The organism is Pseudomonas sp. UBA4617, from assembly GCF_002386445.1.
GTDB lineage: Bacteria > Pseudomonadota > Gammaproteobacteria > Pseudomonadales > Pseudomonadaceae > Aquipseudomonas.
In genome coordinates, this window is record NZ_DGIR01000039.1 from 1 (window position 1) to 18,267 (window position 18,267).

Annotated in this window: 21 protein-coding genes and 1 tRNA gene; 12 read left to right on the top strand and 10 right to left on the bottom strand. The window is 63.4% G+C overall.

The features are described 5' to 3' along the window. Positions 1-39: 39 nt before the first annotated feature. Positions 40-360 carry a hypothetical protein gene (locus B4L76_RS17365; RefSeq protein ID WP_289129491.1) on the bottom strand — a complete coding sequence of 107 codons (321 nt, stop codon included), beginning with the start codon at positions 358-360 and terminating at the stop codon, positions 40-42. Positions 361-412: 52 nt separating this feature from the next. After that, complete coding sequence (locus tag B4L76_RS17370; RefSeq protein WP_225776816.1) at positions 413-1,003, bottom strand: cysteine hydrolase family protein; 591 nt, start codon at positions 1,001-1,003, stop codon at positions 413-415. Positions 1,004-1,183: 180 nt separating this feature from the next. On the opposite strand from B4L76_RS17370, the gene prmB reads away from it, so the two are divergent. Next, a complete protein-coding gene (prmB, locus tag B4L76_RS17375; RefSeq protein ID WP_170028843.1) occupies positions 1,184-2,092 on the top strand; it encodes a 50S ribosomal protein L3 N(5)-glutamine methyltransferase in 909 nt (302 codons plus the stop codon). Positions 2,093-2,176: 84 nt separating this feature from the next. On the opposite strand, the gene B4L76_RS17380 is transcribed toward prmB, so the two are convergent. Both B4L76_RS17380 and B4L76_RS17385 read right to left on the bottom strand, forming a co-directional pair. Further along, positions 2,177-2,959, bottom strand: a complete 783-nt coding sequence (locus B4L76_RS17380) for a hypothetical protein (protein ID WP_296234204.1) — start codon at positions 2,957-2,959, stop codon at positions 2,177-2,179. Positions 2,960-3,024: 65 nt separating this feature from the next. Then, positions 3,025-3,984, bottom strand: a complete 960-nt coding sequence (locus B4L76_RS17385) for an alpha/beta hydrolase (protein WP_296234205.1) — start codon at positions 3,982-3,984, stop codon at positions 3,025-3,027. A 188-nt stretch (positions 3,985-4,172) separates the two neighbouring features. Here B4L76_RS17385 and aroC point away from each other — a divergent pair, with 188 nt between their 5' ends. The 3 genes from aroC (at position 4,173) to B4L76_RS17400 (ending at position 7,087) form a co-directional block, all read left to right on the top strand. After that, positions 4,173-5,264, top strand: a complete 1,092-nt coding sequence (aroC, locus tag B4L76_RS17390; RefSeq protein WP_296234206.1) for a chorismate synthase — start codon at positions 4,173-4,175, stop codon at positions 5,262-5,264. Positions 5,265-5,396: 132 nt separating this feature from the next. Beyond that, positions 5,397-6,551 (top strand): MFS transporter, encoded by a 1,155-nt coding sequence (locus tag B4L76_RS17395; protein WP_296234207.1) that lies wholly within the window; start codon positions 5,397-5,399, stop codon positions 6,549-6,551. Continuing rightward, entirely contained in the window at positions 6,551-7,087 is a 537-nt protein-coding gene (locus tag B4L76_RS17400) for an oxidase (protein WP_296234208.1), read from the top strand. The genes B4L76_RS17395 and B4L76_RS17400 overlap by 1 nt, the downstream gene beginning before the upstream one ends. 72 nt (positions 7,088-7,159) lie before the next feature. On the opposite strand, the gene B4L76_RS17405 is transcribed toward B4L76_RS17400, so the two are convergent. Further along, entirely contained in the window at positions 7,160-7,432 is a 273-nt protein-coding gene (locus B4L76_RS17405; protein ID WP_170028849.1) for a DUF3509 domain-containing protein, read from the bottom strand. A gap of 267 nt (positions 7,433-7,699) precedes the next feature. Between B4L76_RS17405 and B4L76_RS17410 the strand changes: the two genes are divergently transcribed. Together B4L76_RS17410 and B4L76_RS17415 are read left to right on the top strand one after the other, a co-directional pair. Then, the gene (locus B4L76_RS17410) at positions 7,700-8,224 is read left to right on the top strand and encodes an ankyrin repeat domain-containing protein (protein WP_296234209.1); all 525 of its coding nucleotides are present in this window, start codon (positions 7,700-7,702) and stop codon (positions 8,222-8,224) included. 59 nt (positions 8,225-8,283) lie between these two features. Then, positions 8,284-8,814 (top strand): hypothetical protein, encoded by a 531-nt coding sequence (locus B4L76_RS17415; RefSeq protein WP_296234210.1) that lies wholly within the window; start codon positions 8,284-8,286, stop codon positions 8,812-8,814. Positions 8,815-8,918: 104 nt separating this feature from the next. Here B4L76_RS17415 and B4L76_RS17420 read toward each other — a convergent pair whose 3' ends face one another. Next, complete coding sequence (locus B4L76_RS17420; RefSeq protein WP_296234211.1) at positions 8,919-9,857, bottom strand: ZIP family metal transporter; 939 nt, start codon at positions 9,855-9,857, stop codon at positions 8,919-8,921. A 126-nt stretch (positions 9,858-9,983) separates the two neighbouring features. Between B4L76_RS17420 and B4L76_RS17425 the strand changes: the two genes are divergently transcribed. From B4L76_RS17425 to B4L76_RS17440, 4 genes are all read left to right on the top strand, one after another. Beyond that, the gene (locus tag B4L76_RS17425) at positions 9,984-10,175 is read left to right on the top strand and encodes a PLDc N-terminal domain-containing protein (protein WP_110747879.1); all 192 of its coding nucleotides are present in this window, start codon (positions 9,984-9,986) and stop codon (positions 10,173-10,175) included. 141 nt (positions 10,176-10,316) lie between these two features. Continuing rightward, the gene (locus tag B4L76_RS17430; RefSeq protein WP_296234213.1) at positions 10,317-12,392 is read left to right on the top strand and encodes an LTA synthase family protein; all 2,076 of its coding nucleotides are present in this window, start codon (positions 10,317-10,319) and stop codon (positions 12,390-12,392) included. A gap of 127 nt (positions 12,393-12,519) precedes the next feature. Further along, positions 12,520-12,756 carry a hypothetical protein gene (locus B4L76_RS17435; protein WP_296234214.1) on the top strand — a complete coding sequence of 79 codons (237 nt, stop codon included), beginning with the start codon at positions 12,520-12,522 and terminating at the stop codon, positions 12,754-12,756. Between the two features lie 175 nt (positions 12,757-12,931). After that, positions 12,932-13,264: a ribonuclease E inhibitor RraB gene (locus B4L76_RS17440; RefSeq protein WP_296234216.1), complete on the top strand. Its 333-nt coding sequence runs from the start codon at positions 12,932-12,934 to the stop codon at positions 13,262-13,264. 53 nt (positions 13,265-13,317) lie between these two features. Here the strand turns inward: B4L76_RS17440 and B4L76_RS17445 are convergent, their stop codons facing one another. Beyond that, positions 13,318-14,118: a cytochrome c gene (locus B4L76_RS17445; RefSeq protein WP_296234217.1), complete on the bottom strand. Its 801-nt coding sequence runs from the start codon at positions 14,116-14,118 to the stop codon at positions 13,318-13,320. 527 nt (positions 14,119-14,645) lie between these two features. Between B4L76_RS17445 and B4L76_RS17450 the strand changes: the two genes are divergently transcribed. Then, the gene (locus tag B4L76_RS17450; protein WP_296234218.1) at positions 14,646-15,377 is read left to right on the top strand and encodes an amidotransferase; all 732 of its coding nucleotides are present in this window, start codon (positions 14,646-14,648) and stop codon (positions 15,375-15,377) included. Positions 15,378-15,406: 29 nt separating this feature from the next. On the opposite strand, the gene B4L76_RS17455 is transcribed toward B4L76_RS17450, so the two are convergent. The 3 genes from B4L76_RS17455 to B4L76_RS17465 form a co-directional block, all read right to left on the bottom strand. Then, positions 15,407-16,378: a magnesium and cobalt transport protein CorA gene (locus tag B4L76_RS17455; RefSeq protein WP_296234219.1), complete on the bottom strand. Its 972-nt coding sequence runs from the start codon at positions 16,376-16,378 to the stop codon at positions 15,407-15,409. Between the two features lie 64 nt (positions 16,379-16,442). Further along, positions 16,443-17,162, bottom strand: coding sequence for a lysophospholipid acyltransferase family protein (locus B4L76_RS17460; protein ID WP_296234221.1), 720 nt, complete (start codon positions 17,160-17,162; stop codon positions 16,443-16,445). Between the two features lie 98 nt (positions 17,163-17,260). After that, positions 17,261-17,950 (bottom strand): crotonase/enoyl-CoA hydratase family protein, encoded by a 690-nt coding sequence (locus B4L76_RS17465; RefSeq protein WP_296234222.1) that lies wholly within the window; start codon positions 17,948-17,950, stop codon positions 17,261-17,263. A 199-nt stretch (positions 17,951-18,149) separates the two neighbouring features. On the opposite strand from B4L76_RS17465, the gene B4L76_RS17470 reads away from it, so the two are divergent. Continuing rightward, positions 18,150-18,239, top strand: a tRNA-Ser gene (locus tag B4L76_RS17470). Positions 18,240-18,267: the final 28 nt, after the last annotated feature.

The window sequence follows — 18,267 nt, forward strand, 5'->3', positions numbered from 1 at the left end:
CTTGTCCCGCGAAGAGGCCCGCACAGGCGATAAAAACGGTCAGTCATGCTTTTTCATCAGGTGCGGCGCCAGGTTCAGCTCGCGCCCACGCCGCAGGCGAATGCGGCTGCGGCGCCAGAAGCGCACGCCCAGCCACAACAGCAGCAAGCCAGCCACGCTCAACACCCCGGACAACGGCTTGTTGGCATTGAGTTCCGCAAGGGCAGGGTAGTTGCCCAGCAGGCCGGCGACACCGGCCATCGCCAGCAGCACGCCCAGGGTGGCCAGCAAGGCCGACAGGCCGGCCGCCAGCCGCGCGCCCCAGTTACGCGGTTCGCGCGGGCGCAGGCGCTTGGCGTCGAAACTGCCTTTGAGCTTCATTCCGCTCTCCTCTGTGGATATCCGGAATTCGACCTGGGGCTCACCATCGCGTTCAGATCAGGCTGGCGGTGGGGGCCACGCAAGCGAAGTTGTCGGCCATCACGGCCATTTCGCACTGGTGAATCTGCGCGGCCGGGATCACCCCATCCTTGAATGCCAGGTCGCGGGTCGCCGAAGCGTCTTCCACCAGGGTGCAGCGGTAACCATAGTCCTTGGCACGGCGTACGGTGGTGCTGACGCTGGAATGGCTCATGAAGCCGCACACGATCAGGTCCAGATGGCCCAGTTCCTGGAGGGTCTCGTGCAGCTTGGTGTTCTTGAACGCGTTGGGCATGCGTTTTTCAATGACGATTTCGCCTTCCAGCGGCTCCAGCCCCGGGATGAACTGGCCGGCCGGCCCCTGTGGGTCGAAGCGACCACCGACGGTGCCCAGGTGGCGAACATGGATGATCGGACGGCCGCTCTTGCGCGCGGCGTCGAGCAACCTGGCGATGTTGGCCACGGCCTCGTCCATGCCCGACAGCGCCAGGGGCCCGCTGAGGTACTCCTTTTGCGCATCGATGACGATCAGGCTGGCGTGGCTCAGCTTGGCCGGCGGGTAATCGCGGCCAGTGAGGCGGAACATCGTGGTTGGAACGGACATCAAGGGCTCCTTGGATAGGGCTTTTGTATACCTATTGTCCCCTGCCTTGGCGCCAATGGGAATGGTTGACAATGCAAGCAGCATGATTACTGGCCTGTGGCCGGACGGCAGGCAGCCGGAAGGAACAAATGTGCGGTCGGGGCTGTTAGACTTTTGTCCGGTCTGAATTAGGAGTACCCCGTGATCACATCCCGCCTGCGCACGCTGCGCGACTACATCCGCTGGGCGGTCAGCCGCTTCCACGAGCACGACCTGTTCTTCGGCCACGGTGCCGACAACGCCTGGGACGAGGCCCGCCTGCTGGTGCTCGGCGCGGTGCATCTGCCGTGGGAGGTGGCCGACAGCTACCTGGACTGTCGCCTCGAGGACGACGAGCGGGTGCGCCTGCAGCACCTGCTGAAGCGCCGTATCGAAGAGCGCGTACCGGCCGCCTACCTGTTGGGCGAGGCTTGGTTCTGTGGCATGTCGTTCATCGTCGACCCGCGCGTGCTGGTGCCGCGTTCGCCGATTGGCGAGCTGATCGAGAAGCGCTTCGAGCCATGGCTGGCCAGCGAGCCGGCGCGCATTCTCGACCTGTGCACCGGGTCGGGCTGCATCGGTATCGTTGCAGCCGATGTGTTCCCCGACGCCGAGGTGGTGCTGGCCGACCTGTCCTTCGACGCGCTTGAGGTGGCCAACCAGAACATCGAGCGGCATGGCCTGGACGGGCGCGTGTACACCGTGCAGGGCGACGGCTTTGCCGGTTTGCCTGGGCAGCGTTTCGATCTGATCCTGTCCAACCCGCCGTATGTCGATGCCGAGGACTTCGACGACATGCCCGCCGAGTACCACCACGAACCCGAACTGGGCCTGGCCTGCGGCAACGACGGCCTGGACCTGGTGCGGCGCATGCTGGCCGAAGCGGCCGACCACCTGACCGACAAGGGCTTGCTGATCGTCGAAGTGGGCAACAGCCAGGTGCATGTCGAGGCGCTGTACCCTGAGGTGGACTTCGCCTGGCTGGAGTTCGAGCGCGGCGGGCACGGCGTGTTCATGCTGACCGCCGAGCAGTGCCGTCAGCACCAGCAACTGTTCAAGGCCCGCGTCTGACACCTGGCCCCCCACCGCCACAGTTACCGCGCTGCCGTTGAATGCAGTGCGGTCCTGTGGGAGCGGGTTACCCGCGATGCAGTCTCAGCGGGTAGCGATCCAGATCAGCAACCCAGCCTGAAACACCGCAAAGGCCACCAGGCACGTAATGGTAAAGCGCAGGCCACTGTCTTCGCGCTGGTACTTGGCCACCCGTTCATCACGCTCACGCAGTTGCCCTTCCTTTTCCTGCAACTGCTGGTCAGCTTGCTGTAGCAAGCCGGCAGCGTCCAGGATCTCCACCCGCTGCACATGCTCGCTGTTCCAGGCGCCTTTGAGCTGACCCACCGTCGTTTCCACGGTACGGCCCTTCAGGTGCTGGCTGTCTTCGTACTCCACCTCGATGCCCATCGCCCGCAGACAGTGGTCGCGGCGCAGGCGCGAGTCTTCGTTCAGCGCATCCTTGCTCGGCAGCGCCACACCCTCGACGCGGTAATGCGACCACTTGCGCTGCAGCCACTGCACGGCCTGGGCCAGCAGGAAGCGGCCCAGGCCACGGTTCAACGGTTCCAGTTGCAAGCCGGTTTCAGCGCCAATGCGCACCAGGCGTTCGGTGTGGTCGACACGGATGTCCAGGCGGTTCTGTTCCTTGTGCACCTTCTGGCCCGGCAGTCTGATTTCCATGCGCAGCAGGCTGTGGGCCTTGTCATGGCGCTCGGCGTAGCCGAACTGCACAAAGCGCAGCGGCCGTGCGCCGGTACTGCGGTCGGTGGGCAGGGCGGCCAGGCGCAGCAGCTGGAAATGTTCGGTGGTCAGCTCGGCCCAGGGCAGGGCCGGGCTTTCCTGTAATTCTTCGGCCGGCTCTGCGGCAGCGGGGGTGGTGGTCATCAGGGCTTGTCCTCGGCTATGCCTGCTGTATCGGCAGGCAGGCCCCAGACCTGAGCCCGTTCACCTCACGCCGAAGGCAAGTGCTGGATGAACGTCACGATCCGTTCACCCAGCTCGCGCGCCAGCGGCAGCTCGGGGTTGAGGTAGCTGTCGCGCTGCTGGCTCATGCCCTTGGGACTGATGCGCAACATATGGTTCATGCCGTCGATCAGGACCAGCTGGGCATCCGGCTTGGCTGCCTTCAGCCGTTCGGCATCGTCCACATCCACCTGCACGTCGTTGCGCCCCTGCACGATCAGCGCGGGCATGGGCAGGCGTGCGAAGGCCGCCGCCGGGTTCTGCCGGAACAGCGAAATCAGGTAGGGCTGCACGCTGGGGCGAAATACCTGGCGCAACGGAGCCGGTACTTCCAGGCTGGTCTGCCCGGCCTGCAGGCGGTCGAGCAGGGCGCTGCCACCGGCCAGCTGCGCCGGCGGCAGGCGCTGGGCCAGCTGTTCGCGCAGCACCTCGGCCAGTGGCCGGCCACTGCCGGCCAAGGTAATCACCGCGCTTGCACCGGCCTGCTCGGCAGCCAGGCTGGCGATCAGCGCACCTTCGCTGTGGCCGACCAGGATCAGCGGGCCAAAGCGCGGGTCGGCCTTGAGCTTGTGGCTCCAGGCGACCACATCAGCCACGTAGCGCTCCACGCTGAGGTCGCGCTCGTCGGGGGTGGCCGGCTGGCTGGCGGCAACACCGCGCTTGTCGTAGCGCACGCTGGCGATGTGTTCGTTGGCCAGCAGCAGGGCCAGGCGCTTGAGATTGTCGATCCGACCCGAGGCCGGGTTGTTGCCGTCGCGGTCGGTGGGGCCGGAGCCGGCGATGATCAGCACGACTGGCGGCGGGGTGGCTTGCTGCGGCAACAGCAGGCTGCCGTGCAGCACGCCCTGGCCGGTATCGAGGTCGATCGGGCGTTGCAGCACCGTGGGGGCGGCCTGGGCCAGGCTGGTGCACAGCAGGAAGAACAGGGCGACGAGGCGCGACATCATGCGGTACTACAGTAGGGAGATGTCACTTTGACCCTATGTTCGGGCGAAGGTTCTCGGCCTGGGCATGGCAGGCTCGGCCGCTTCGCGGACAAACCCGCTGCCACAGGTTCACGATGCCCAGCACAGGCAAGCAATCCATCTGTATACTGCCGCTTTCGTTCACTTCAGGCAGATCTCGCGGAGCGTCCATGTCCGGCAATACCTACGGCAAGCTGTTCACTGTCACCACCGCAGGCGAGAGCCATGGCCCGGCGTTGGTCGCCATTGTCGATGGATGCCCGCCGGGCCTGGAAATTTCCCTTGCCGACCTGCAGCGCGACCTCGACCGGCGCAAGCCCGGCACCAGCCGGCACACCACCCAGCGCCAGGAAGCCGACGAGGTTGAAATCCTCTCCGGCGTGTTCGAAGGCCGCACCACCGGCTGTTCGATCGGCCTGCTGATCCGTAACACCGACCAGAAGTCCAAGGACTACTCGGCGATCAAGGACCTGTTCCGCCCGGCCCACGCCGACTACACCTACCACCACAAGTATGGTATCCGCGACTACCGCGGCGGTGGTCGCAGCTCGGCCCGCGAAACCGCGATGCGTGTGGCCGCCGGCGCCATCGCCAAGAAGTACCTGGCCACCCAGGGCATCACCGTGCGTGGCTACATGAGCCAGCTGGGGCCGATCGAGATCCCGTTCAGGAGTTGGGAGGCGGTGGAACAGAACGCTTTCTTCAGCCCCGACCCGAGCAAGGTGCCGGAGCTGGAGGCCTACATGGACCAGCTGCGCCGTGACCAGGACTCGGTAGGCGCCAAGATCACCGTGGTCGCCGAAGGTGTGATGCCGGGCCTGGGCGAGCCGATCTTCGACCGCCTGGATGCCGAACTGGCCCACGCGCTGATGAGCATCAACGCAGTCAAGGGCGTGGAAATCGGCGCCGGCTTCGCCAGCGTGGCACAGCGTGGCACCGAGCACCGTGATGAGCTGACCCCGCAAGGCTTCCTCAGCAACAACGCTGGCGGCATCCTCGGCGGCATCTCTTCGGGCCAGCCGATCGTTGCCCACCTGGCACTGAAGCCGACCTCCAGCATTACCACCCCCGGCCGCTCCATCGACATCGACGGCAACCCGGTGGACGTCATCACCAAAGGCCGCCACGACCCGTGTGTGGGCATTCGCGCCACACCGATCGCCGAGGCAATGATGGCCATTGCGCTGATGGACCACCTGCTGCGTCATCGCGCGCAGAATGCCGAGGTGAAGGTGAACACCCCGGTGCTGGGCCAGCTCTGATTCGCCAGTACCGGCCTTTTCGCGGGTAAACCCGCTCCCACAGGTAACTCACGGCCCTCAAGCCCAGTGATATTCCTGTGGGAGCGGGTTCACCCGCGAAGAGGCCGGCACAGGTCCCCAAAAGGCCACCCCATGCAAGCAGTTCCGTACTGGCGCCTGTCCAGCTTCTACCTGTTCTACTTCGCCCTGCTTGGCTCCACCGCGCCGTTCCTGGCGCTGTACTTCGACCACCTGGGTTTCTCCCCGGCGCGTATCGGCGAGCTGGTGGCCATACCCATGCTCATGCGTTGCGTCGCGCCCAACCTGTGGGGCTGGCTGGGCGATCGCACCGGCCAGCGCCTGATGATCGTGCGCCTGGGCGCGCTGTCGACCTTGGCCACCTTCGCCCTGATTTTCTTCGGCAAGAGCTATGCCTGGCTGGCACTGGTCATGGCCCTGCACGCATTCTTCTGGCACGCAGTGCTGCCGCAGTTCGAGGTCATCACCCTGGCTCACCTGCATGGGCAGACTGCGCGTTACAGCCAGGTACGTCTGTGGGGCTCGATCGGCTTCATCCTCACGGTGGTCGGCCTGGGCCGGCTGTTCGAGTGGCTGAGCCTGGATATCTACCCGATGGCCCTGGTCACGATCATGGCCGGCATCGTCGCCGCCAGCTTGTGGGTGCCCAATGCACAGCCGCTGGAGCAGGGCGGGCGCCGTGGCACCGGCGGCTTCCTGCAGCAGTTGCGTGCCCCCGGGGTGATCGCGTTCTATGCCTGCGTGGCGTTGATGCAACTCAGCCACGGGCCTTATTACACCTTCCTCAGCCTGCACCTCGAACACCTCGGCTACAGTCGCAGTGCCATTGGCTTGTTGTGGGCGCTTGGGGTGGTGGCCGAAGTGCTGGTGTTCATGCTCATGAGCCGGATCTTCGCGCGCTTTTCCGTGCATCGGGTGTTGCTTGCCAGCTTCGTGCTGGCGGCGCTGCGCTGGCTGCTGCTGGGTAACCTGGCCGGCGAGCCGACGGTGCTGGTATTCGCCCAACTGCTGCACGCCGCCACCTTCGGCTGCTTCCACGCCGCCAGCATCGCGTTCGTCCAGGCCAGCTTCGGCGCCCGCCAGCAGGGCCAGGGCCAGGCACTGTATGCGGCGCTGTCAGGCACCGGCGGGGCGCTGGGGGCGTTGTATTCGGGCTACAGCTGGAAACTGCTGGGGCCCACATTCACCTTTGGTATGGCCAGTGCCGCAGCCTTGGCCGCAGCCGTTATCATTACCCTTTGTTCGCCACCGACCAGGACCCGCCCCTGATGAGCATTCTCAGCGTTTTCCACATTTCCAGCCCGGACCTGCCGAACAAGGTGCTGACCCATCACGCTGACATCGCCGCCACCCTGGCGGAACAGGGCGTGCGTTTTGCCTATGCCGAGCATGGCCTGCGGGTGCGCCCGGGCACGGCCGAGGAAGAGGTGCTGAACGCCTGTCGGGCACATCTGGACCAGTTGATGACAGCGCACGGCAGCAAAGCCTTCGTGGTGCTCAACCGTGACGGTGCCGACCCGGCGCAGGTAGACATGCGCGATGAGCACGTACATGACGCTGACGAGGTGTTTGCGGTGATCAGCGGGCGGGCGCAGATTGGCCTGCGTCTGGGCGATTGGGTGTATTCGCTGCTTTGCGAGAAGGGTGACCAGCTGGTGGTGCCGGCGGGGGCCCGGCGCTGGGTGGAACTGGGAGATACGCCGTTTTGCCTGGCGCTACGCCTGTATGCCAGCGAGCAGGGTGCACAGCCGCGCTTTACCGGGGATGAAAGTGCCAGGGCGTTTCCGGGGATCGACGAATTCTAGTGGCCCTTGCCGGCTGTTCACCGGCCGTCCGCGAGCTTGCCCGCGAGGCGGCCGGTGAAGCCAATCCAAGACTCAGCGATAGGTTGGCAAGGCGAAGCGCTGCTGGCTTTGCAGCATGGAAATCACCGGCAACTCGCTGGCCTGCTCGGCCAGGTCGCGGCGAATGGCGCTGATCGCCCACGACAGCTGTTCGGCGCTGTGCAGTTGGCCGTAGGTCAGCACCCGACGGGTGACCTTGCCGTCGGCCGCGCGCAGGGTCAACAGGATGCCGCCGTCCGGGCGGGGTTGGGTGGTGACTTGGTAGGCCGGAAACACCGAGACGAACTTTTCCTGGATGAGGTCCATATCAACTCCTGGCAGGTTAGTGGCAATCGTGAACAGGTAGATTGCAGTGAGCGTGCCAAGAGTTTTGTTTTGAAAAAGTCCTTTAAAATCAGGAAGTTAATAAGATATTGAAAGCGCTTGGCCGTGCAATCTGCAAGGTCGTGCATTTTGCACAGTGCATTTTGCACGGCCCACCTGTTGCCTATCGGCTCGATAGAAACTGAACCTTTGACCGATAACCGGGGCCTGACAAACACTTGGGCAATGATTGATGCCAGGAGGTTCCCGATGTCCACCCAAACTGCCCCCGCCACCATGAGCGAAGACGAAGCGGCTGCATTCGCCGAGCAGGTGTTCGAGCGTGCCCGCCAAGGCGATGCCGAGATGCTCGGGCGCCTGCTGGCCAGCGGCCTGCCGGCCAACTTGCGCAACCACAAGGGCGATACCTTGCTGATGCTGGCCAGCTACCACGGCCATCATGAGGCTGTGCGGGTGCTGTTGGCACACGGCGCCGACCCGCTGATTGCCAATGACAACGGCCAGTTGCCCATCGCCGGTGCCGCGTTCAAGGGCGACCTGGCCATGATCCGCCTGCTGCTCGAGCACGGCGTGCCGGTAGATGCCGCCGCGCAGGATGGCCGCACCGCCTTGATGCTGGCGGCCATGTTCAACCGCGGTGAGATTCTCGATTACCTGCTGGCCCAGGGCGCCGACCCGGCGCGCCAGGATGCTCGCGGGGCCACTGCGCTGATGGCGGCGCAAACCATGGGTGCAATGGACGCCGCAGCACGGCTGCAAGCGCTGGCCGGCTAACCGCAAGAGGGCGTTTGCGGCTATCCTTGGCGACTTTTCACCCGTCGCAGGCCCCTTTCATGAAAACTCAGTTGCGCGAATTCATCAGCCTCATTGGCGCTGGCTGCATGCGCGAGGAAGACATCGAGCGCATCGCCGACGAGGCCGCCCAGGCCTACGCCGACCCGGCCGCCTTCCTGGCCGCCAACCCTGACATCAACTACGACGACAGCTTCCCCATTCCGCTGGGCGAATGGGTGGTGCTGGGCAGCCTGCCGGACACCGTGGTGTTCCAGGCCGACAGTTACCAGGACCTGTTCCAGCAGATCAGCGCTTCGTTTGACCAGAGCGTACCGTTCACCCTCAAGGCCAAGCAGCTGGCCCGCACCGAGCCGCTGACCGCGCTCAACCGCATTCAGGTGCAGATGGGGGCGCTGAATAAAGAAGCGGGTGGGTATGTCCTGCTCAATTTCAGCCAGTTGCTGGACGACGAGCTGCAGATGGTGATGGTGGGGCAGAACGACCTGGCACGGGTGCTGGAGCTGGGGGCAGAAGTCGGCATCAGGGTCGAGCCAGCCCTGGAAGCCTTGAAGGTAGCGGTACACGTCTGATTGCATCTTTGTCTCTGCGCGGATCAATCCGCTCCTGCAGGCCCGGTGGTATCCCTGTAGGACCGGATCATCCGCGATGAGGCCGGCCCAGGCAGCTGATAACTTCAGCCTAGCGCCGTATCCAGAAACATCATCACTGCAAAGCCACCCATCAGCCCCAGGGTGGCCGTGGTTTGGTGCCCGTTGCGGTGGGTTTCGGGAATCACCTCATGGCTTACAACGAAGATCATCGCCCCCGCCGCCAGACCCATGCTGATCGGGTAGGCCAGGGCGAAGCCGGTCGAGATGCCCAGCCCGATCACCGCGCCGAGCGGCTCCATCAGCCCCGACCCGATCGCCACCAGTGCCGCTTTCAGGTTCGACAGCCCCGTGGCCCGCAGGGCCAGTGCCACGGCCAGGCCTTCGGGAATGTCCTGGATGGCGATGGCGGTAGTCAGCGGCAGGCCGGTGCTCATGTCACCGTTGGTGAAGCTCACGCCGATCGCCATACCCTCCGGCAGGTTATGCAGGGTGATCGCCAGCACGAACAGCCACACGCGGCTGAACCGTTCGGTTTCCGGCCCGGCGACGCCGATGCGTTCATGCTCATGCGGGGTGAAACGGTCCAGGCCGAGCATCAGCAGCACGCCCAGGGCCATGCCCACGACCACGGTAAACGCCGCAGCAGGGCCGTTGCCGGTGATTTCCCGGGCAGCATCCAGGCCCGGTAGAATCAGCGAGAACGAACTGGCCGCCAGCATCATGCCGGCGGCAAAGCCCAGCATCACGTCCTGGCTGCGCGTGCTGACGTCACGCAGGACCACTGCCAGCATCGCACCCAAGGCGGTCGCGCCGAAACCGGACAAGCCGCCCAGCGCTGCCAGGTGCAGGTGCTGGGCATGGTCCCCCTGAATCGCGTTCCACAGGCTTGCCCCCAGCAATACCAGCACCGCCAGCAGGCTCAGCGCCAGCCCGGCGCCGATCCACGGGCTGCTGTGCATCTGTTGGCGCCAGGCACTGACGGGTGAGGGCGGGGTGATACTGTGGGTGTGTGCGGGTGGCATGGCAACCTCGAAATCGGTGGATGCTTCAGTTTATGCAGTGACCCGCGCAAATGGCCAAGGATTCCCCTCTATCGACGTAATAGCTGGCTATGCTGTGCGGTAAAGCCTCTGGACAGGAGTTTGGGCATGGGGTCGACTTTCAACAGCCTGGTCGGGCTGATCATCCTGGCACTGGATATCTGGGCCATTCTGAATGTCATCAAGAGCAGCAGCGAGGTGGGTATCAAGGTGCTGTGGATCTTGCTGATCGCCTTGCTGCCGGTGGTAGGGCTGGTGATCTGGGCGATAGCCGGGCCACGGGGGAATGTGCGTATCTGAGCGCCGTTACAGACAAAAACGGCAACACCTTCGTGACAAAATTTTCACATCGGGTTAAAGAGAATTCGCCCCCGCACAAAGCTGCGTTGGTAAACTCCTGCACCATTTTCGCAAACCCGCCATCCTAGGACCTTCCCATTCATGGCCAACCCTGACGCCTTGAAGCAACGGGGCGCGCGAGCGCCGTTCACGCCGACCCTGAAATCCCACCTGGCCTTCACCCTGCTGAGCGGCCTGGTGATCATGTTGATGCTCAGCCTCGTACGCCTGGCGTTGCTGGTCTACAACAGCGACATGATCGGCGAAACGCCCTATGCGACTGTCGCCGAAGGCTTCCTCAACGGCCTGCGCTTCGATTTGCGGGTGGTGGTGTACCTGAGCATTCCGTTGCTGCTGGCCATCCTCAGCCCCTGGGCCATGGCCCGGCGTGGCGTGTTCCGTTTCTGGCTGACCATCACCTCGAGCGTGGTGATGTTCCTCGGCCTGATGGAAATGGACTTCTACCGCGAGTTCCACCAGCGCCTCAATGGCCTGGTCTTCCAGTACATCAAGGAAGACCCGAAGACCGTGCTGAGCATGCTCTGGTACGGCTTCCCGGTGGTGCGCTACCTGCTGGCCTGGCTGTTCGGCACATGGTTGCTGAGCCTGCTGTTCAAGGGCATCGACCGCATCACCCGTGGTACTGGCACCGGCGATGTCACCCTGCAGCGCCGCGTGGCGCCGTGGTACAACCGCCTGGCAGTGTTCATGGTGATTCTGCTGGTGGCGGTGGTTGCCGCGCGTGGCACCCTGCGCCAGGGCCCACCGATGCGCTGGGGTGACGCCTTCACCACCGACTCCAACTTCGTCAACCAGCTGGGCCTGAACGGCACCCTGACTCTGATCGATGCCGCCAAGAGCCGTTTCGGCGAAGACCGCGCCAACATCTGGAAGCCGGTGCTCGAGCAGGATGTGGCCACGCAAAGCGTGCGCGAGCAGCTGCTGACCGCCCACGATACGCTGGTCGATGCCGACGAGGCAGCCATCCGCCGCGACTTCGTGCCGCCGGCCGAGCGCACCCTGCCGATCAAGAACGTGGTGGTGATTCTCATGGAGAGCTTCGCCGGCCACTCGGTCGGTGCGTTGGGCAGCCCCAACAACATCACCCCGTATTTCGACAAGCTGGCCAAAGAGGGCCTGCTGTTCGATCGCTTCTTCTCCAACGGCACCCATACCCACCAGGGCATGTTCGCCACCATGGCCTGCTTCCCCAACCTGCCAGGCTTCGAATACCTGATGCAGACCCCGGAAGGCGGGCACAAGCTGTCCGGCCTGCCGGCCCTGCTCAGCGCCCGCGATTACGACGACATGTACGTTTACAACGGCGACTTTGCCTGGGACAACCAGTCCGGGTTCTTCGGCAACCAGGGCATGACCACCTTCATTGGCCGTAACGACTTCGTCAACCCGGTGTTCTCCGACCCCACCTGGGGCGTGTCCGACCAGGACATGTTCGACCGTGGCGCCGAAGAGCTGGCCAAGCGCGACGGCAAGAAGCCTGTCTATGCACTGCTGCAGACCCTGTCCAACCACACGCCGTACGCGCTGCCCAAGGACCTGCCGGTAGAGAAGGTCACCGGGCAAGGTCGCCTGGACGAACACCTTACCGCGATGCGTTATTCGGACTGGGCGCTGGGGCAGTTCTTCGAGAAGGCGCGCAAGGAGCCGTATTTCAAGGAGACCCTGTTCGTCATTGTCGGCGACCATGGCTTTGGCAACCACCAGCAGGTCACCGAGCTGGACCTGGGCCGCTTCAACGTGCCGTTGCTGCTGATTGCCCCGGGCATCCAGGAGAAGTTCGGTGCGGTCAACCACACCGTAGGCACCCAGGTCGACATCGTGCCGACCATCATGGGCCGCCTGGGTGGCCAGGCCCGGCACCAGTGCTGGGGTCGCGACTTGCTCAACCTGCCTGAGGGCGACCAGGGCGTGGGCATGATCAAGCCATCGGGCAGCGAGCAGATCGTCGGCCTGGTGCAAGGCGACCGCATCCTGATCGAGTCCAAGGACATGACCCCGCGCATGTACCGCTACCAGCTGGGCCGCGAGTTCAAGGCCGAACTGATCGAGAGCCCGGACCAGCCGGAAATGCTGAAGAAGCTCGAGGCGTACATCCAGACTGCGACCAAGAGCCTGCTGGACAACACCGCTGGTGTAGTGCACGGTACACCGAAGTAAGGCTGCAATCAGGGCCGCTTTGCGGCCCATTCGCCGGCAAGCCTCCCGACTGAACATTCTTCCTGCCCCAAGGTCATTTATTCAGGCATCACACACCTGTGTTCCTTGAATTGAGAGGGCTCGTTCAATGAAAGAGTGGGAAGTCATCTTTGCCGACCAGAAAGGCGAACCGTCCTCGCTGGTGCTGCATGCCGAGTATTGTCCCAGTGAAGAGGACGCTGCCCGGGCGATACGCTCGCAGCTGTTCCCGGTAATGGATGAGCTGGACCTCAACGACTTCCAGGACCGTACCATTTCCCCCACCGCCCGCTGGCTCAAGGAGCAGAGCGGCGTGACCATCACAAGTATCCACGAAGTGCCCTGATCCGCTCGTTTGCGTGGTGCCCTGGCAGGCACTACGCTGGTGAAAGGTGTCTGTTGTTGTGCAGGTAGGCGCCGCATCCCTTCGCGTCTTGCATCAGCTCGAACTGCCCGGCCACTGCCGGCAGGTGCGTAGTGCACGGAAAGTCTATCCATCGCATTATTCAGGAGGACGATTCATGAGCAGCCAGAACGACGATATCAGCAGCAACGTCTTGCGCCAGATGAAAGCAGGCGGTTTCGACTTCACCCAGATCCACCCTATCGAGTTCTACGCGGTATTTCCCGACGAGGACGGGGCTCGTCGCGCCGCCGGGCAGTTTCGCGGCGAGTCACTCAACGCCCAGGTGAAGGAGCGGGGTGACGGGGCCTGGCACCTGGAGCTGAGCAAGGTCATGTATGCCACCTACGGTGGGATAGGCGACTTCGAAGAGACCTTCGAACAGCTGGTAACGCCCTATGGCGGCGAGGTGGAAGGCTGGGGGGTCAAGCAGGAGCGGGTCATCGCCTGAACGTATTGTGCTACTGCTTCGCGGGCAAACCCGCGAAGCAGGTCGTGCAGCGCTCAAGGCTTGCGCTTGGCCATGTGCGCCAGGTAGGCCAGCAGGTTATCCAGTTCCTGTTCGCTCAACACACTTTGCGCAAACCCCGGCATTTTCGCCTGCGGCCATTGCCTGAGGTTCTGCGGGTCGCGAATCAACTGCCGCAGATACCCCGGCTGGAAGTACTCGGTCGGGTTGTGCGGCACATTCAGGTCTGGGCCCAACTGCGCATCACCCGCGCCGTTGAGCCGGTGACACGCCAGGCAGTTCTGCTGGAACAAGGCAAAGCCCCGGCGGACCGGGCTGTCGGCTGGCAACTTCGGGTCGGGCAGCAGCGCCGGGAAGCGCGCCTCGACGGAGGCGAGCTTGCGAATCGTGGAAATCTGGAACGGCCACTGTTCCGGGCGGATACCGCTGGCCTGCGGTGCGGTCCACACCAGGTAGAACGGTCCGGCACTCGGTTTGCCCTGACCCAATGCCGGCCACGGCTTGCCCGGGTCCTCCACTGCCAGCCAGGCCTGTGCCGGGCCGTGTTGCAGCAACGGCGCGGCCGGCATTTCGGCAGCAAACCCGTCCAGCGCTACCGCCTGCAGATGGTCGCTGGCGCTGACACCTTCGAGCAGCACGGCCAACGGTACCGCCCGATAGCGCATGGGCCGCTGATAGGAAACGTCCTGGTCAATGCGGATGTCCCGCGCCTGCGGGTGGGCCAGCAGTTCGGCACTGCTCCACTGGCGCGGCGTGGCGCCCAGTTCGAGCTGCAGTTGCGCCGCCGACAGCGGCAGGCTCAGGAACAACGCTAACAATACCAGGCAGTGGCGCATAGGTGATCTCCGACCATCAAGGCCGGCAGGTTACCTGTACGTTGCCTGTTGACGCCACAGCGGCAATCAGCCGAACAGCCGTGTCAGGTTCGGCAGGATCAGCAGCAGCGTCGTGGCGAAAAGAATGAGCCCAGCTTGGCGAATTTTCGATTGTGTGAACATGGCGGACCGCCTTCTTGTTGTTATTCCTGAATACCCGTTGGCTTCCCTGTCGAGCGTCGGGTCGATCGCAGTGGCGTTGTGTGACGCCGGAACTGCCTGCCTCTTGAAAGTGGATATACAACCAACAGTAGGGTGTGCGTCATCCATGTTTGAGAACCCTTTGTTCTAATAATTTTCAGTCGCAGCTCTTTCAGCTATGAGGCCATGTGCCATCCGGCTGGCATCCTCTCGCTAGACAGTGGCGCAAGTACCAGCAGGGCGCCGACGAAATGTGACCGTTCGTCAGTACGCCCTACTTGCTTGTACGTGTCTTTCGCGTCAGTCTCTACAGCAGATTTCCACCCATGTCGTTCAGGACTATCCCTATGTCGTTACGCATCTGCATCCTTGAAACCGATGTCCTGCGACCGGAGTTGATCGCGCAGTACCAGGGCTATGGCAGGATGTTCGAGCAGCTCTTCTCGCGTCAGCCAATCGCTGCCGAATTTCGTGTGTACAACGTGATGAACGGCGACTACCCCGCCGACGACGAAGTGTTCGATGCGTACCTGGTGACCGGCAGCAAGGCAGACTCCTTTGGTACCGATCCATGGATCCAGACGCTCAAGGCCTACCTGCTGAAACTGTACGAGCGTGGCGAGAAGCTGCTGGGGGTATGTTTCGGCCACCAGCTGCTGGCGTTGACCCTGGGCGGCAAGGCCGAACGCGCCGAGCAGGGTTGGGGCGTGGGTATTCATCGCTATTCGCTGGCGGCCCATGCGCCCTGGATGGACCCGGAAGTGTCGGAGCTGACCCTGTTGATCAGCCACCAGGACCAGGTTACCAAGTTGCCCGAGGGTGCCACGGTGATTGCATCCAGCGATTTTTGCCCGAACGCGGCGTACCACATCGGCGACCAGGTGCTGTGCTTCCAGGGCCACCCGGAATTCGTCCACGACTATTCTCGTGCGCTACTGGACGCGCGCCAGCAATACCTGGGGGATGAGGTGTACCACAAGGCAGTGGCCAGCCTGGCCACCGAGCACCAGGGTGACCTGGTCGGGGAGTGGATGCTGCGCTTCATCCAGCACCCCATCAGCAAGCACGACGCGGCGTAACGGTCGGCGCCGTACTGCGGCCCCGGCTTCTAGAGCCAGCCCGACTTCTTGAAGCTGGCATACAACCCGGTGCAGCCCAACCCGATCACCGCCAACACCGCGAAATACCCGTAGTGCCAGCCTAGCTCCGGCATGTTCTGGAAGTTCATGCCGTATATTCCGGCAACCGCTGTGGGGAACGCCAGGATCGCCGCCCAGGCGGCGAACTTGCGCTGCACGATGCTCTGCCGCGACGACTCCAGCAACATGCCGATCTCGATGGTCTGGCTGGCGATGTCGCGGATGCCGGCCAGGTCTTCCATTTGCCGTGTCACGTGGATCTGCACATCGCGGAAGTACGGGCGCATGTTCTTGTCGATGAACGGGAAGCTCAAGCGCTGCAGCTCCTCGCTCACCTCCACCATCGGTGCCACGTAGCGGCGCAGGCGCAGGATGTCGCGACGCAGGCTGTGCAGGCGGCGGATGTCGTCCTCCTGCAGGGAGCCGCCCAGCACGCTCTGTTCCAGCTCTTCGATCTCGCCATGAATGGCCTCGCTGACCGGCTGGTAGTTCTCGGTGACGAAATCGAGCAGGGCGTAGAGCACGAAATCTTCGCCGTGCTCCAGCAGCAGTGGCCGCGCTTCGCAGCGCTGGCGCACCAGGGCGTAGGATTTCGAGTGGCCGTTGCGGCAGGTGATGATGTAGCCATTGCCGGCGAAGATGTGGGTTTCGATGAACTCCAGTTTGCCCTCGTGGCGCACTGGCGAATAGGTGACTATGAACAGGGCGTCGCCGAAGGTTTCCAGCTTGGGTCGGCTGTGCTTTTCCAGTGCATCTTCGATGGCCAGTTCGTGCAGGTTGAACTGCCGCTGCAGGTTGGCCAGTTCTTCGGCGTTGGGCTCTTCCAGGCCGATCCACACGAAATGCCCCGGCTTGCGTGCCCACTCGCTGCCTTCGTCGATGCTGATGTTGGTAACCTTTCTGCCGGCGCTGTACACCGCCGATGCCACGACTCGACCCATGGTTGTTCGCTTATTCCGGTTGGACACGGTGTACAGCTTGGGCTGTACCTGGCGCAAGAGCAACCTAGCCTTCGCTCAGTTCGCCTTCCATTCGGTCAATACACTGCTGCATCTGCACTCGGCACTGGTCGATCAATACCGGCAGGTCCTGCTGGGTCATGCCGGCAGTGGCGATCGGCGGCAGCGAACGCACGATCACCGTGCGCCGACGCCAGCTATTCAGGCTCAGGCGCCCTGCATAGCGGCTGACGCACACCGGCACGATCGGTACACCGGCCTCGATGGCCATGTGGAATGCGCCCTTCTTGAACGCCAGCAGCTGTTCGCCGGCATTGCGTGTGCCTTCGGGGAAAATCCAGATCGAGGTTGCGTCCTGCAGTACCCGGGTGGTCTTCTGCAGCGCCTTGCGTGCCTGGTAGGCGTTGTTGCGGTCGACCAGCACGTTGCCGCCCAGCCAGAACAGCTGGCCGAACAGCGGGATCCAGCCCAGGCTCTTCTTGCCGATGGCTACGGTGCGCTGGGGCACCACCTGGCCCAGCACGAACAGGTCGAAGTTGGACTGATGGTTGGCAATAATCACGCAGCCGGGCGGCTGGTCCCACAGCGGGCCCACTTCAGCCCTGACCTTGATTCGCATCAGCCAGGTGGCAGGCAGGCTGTAGAGGCGGGCGAACAGGCGGCTGTTGTCGGGGTTGAACGGGCGGCACAGGCCAATGACCAGGCCCATGGCACCAACTACGAGAAAATGCAGCGCCAGCAGAAGCATGCGAAGGGAGTAGAGCATGGTACGACTCACACCAGACAGTCGCGCGCAGTGTACGGCTGTGCACTGGCTGGGGCAAACCCCGGTGTGAGTCGGTACCCGCGAAAGGGCCCGTGCGGCTAGCCCATGTGCTGCTGGTCCAGCTCGATCGCCTTGTCCAGCGCTTCCAGCAACCCTTTGCGCACCTTCAGCTTGGTGTTCTTGTGCGCCAGCATGTTCAGCTTCTTCAGCTCGCGAGCCGCTGACAGTGCGGCCTCCTGCAGTTGCTCGGCAGGCACCACCTTGTCGAGGAAACCGGCGTCTACTGCGCCTTGCGGGTCAAACACCTCGGCGTTGATCACCGCGCGGTGGAAGGCCGAACGGCGCAAGCGGTCGCGGGCCAGCTCGATACCGGCGTGGTGCATGGTCATGCCGATCTGCACTTCGTTCAGGCAAACCTTGTAGGGGCCTTCGACACCAATGCGATAGTCGCCCGACAGTAGCAGGAAGGCGCCCTTGGCCACGGCATTGCCCGGGCAGGCGACCACCACCGGGAACGGGTGCGCGAGCAGGCGGCGGGCGAGGGTGGAGCCGGCGGTGACCAGGCTGATGGCTTGTTGCGGGCCGCTGGTCATCACCTTGAGGTCGTAGCCGCCCGACAGGATCCCCGGCTGGCCGGTGATGATCACCACCGCGCGTTCTTCAGTGGCGCGGTCGAGCGCGGCGTTGAACGCTGCGATGACGTCTGGCGAAATGGCATTGACCTTGCCGTTGTTCAGGGTCAGGGTGGCGATGCCGTCTTCGGCGTGGTAGTTAATCAGCTCGCTCATGGCAGAGTCCTTTTGTTGGCGTGGCGACGACGTTACCCAGCGCCAGGGGCGAGGTAAAGCAGCAAGGCTGACCGGTCGGTCAGCGTTCGCTGCGGCGCAAATGCAAATACATGAAAAAACTGAAAAAAATGCTTGCCAAAGGAAAGACCTTCCACTAAATTAGCGCGCCTCGACAGGCTGAAAGGCTTGAAGAGAAAACGGTGAAGTGTCCGAGTGGTCGAAGGAGCACGCCTGGAAAGTGTGTATACGAGAAATCGTATCAAGGGTTCAAATCCCTTCTTCACCGCCACATTCTACGAAGAGCCCCCGCGCTGAAA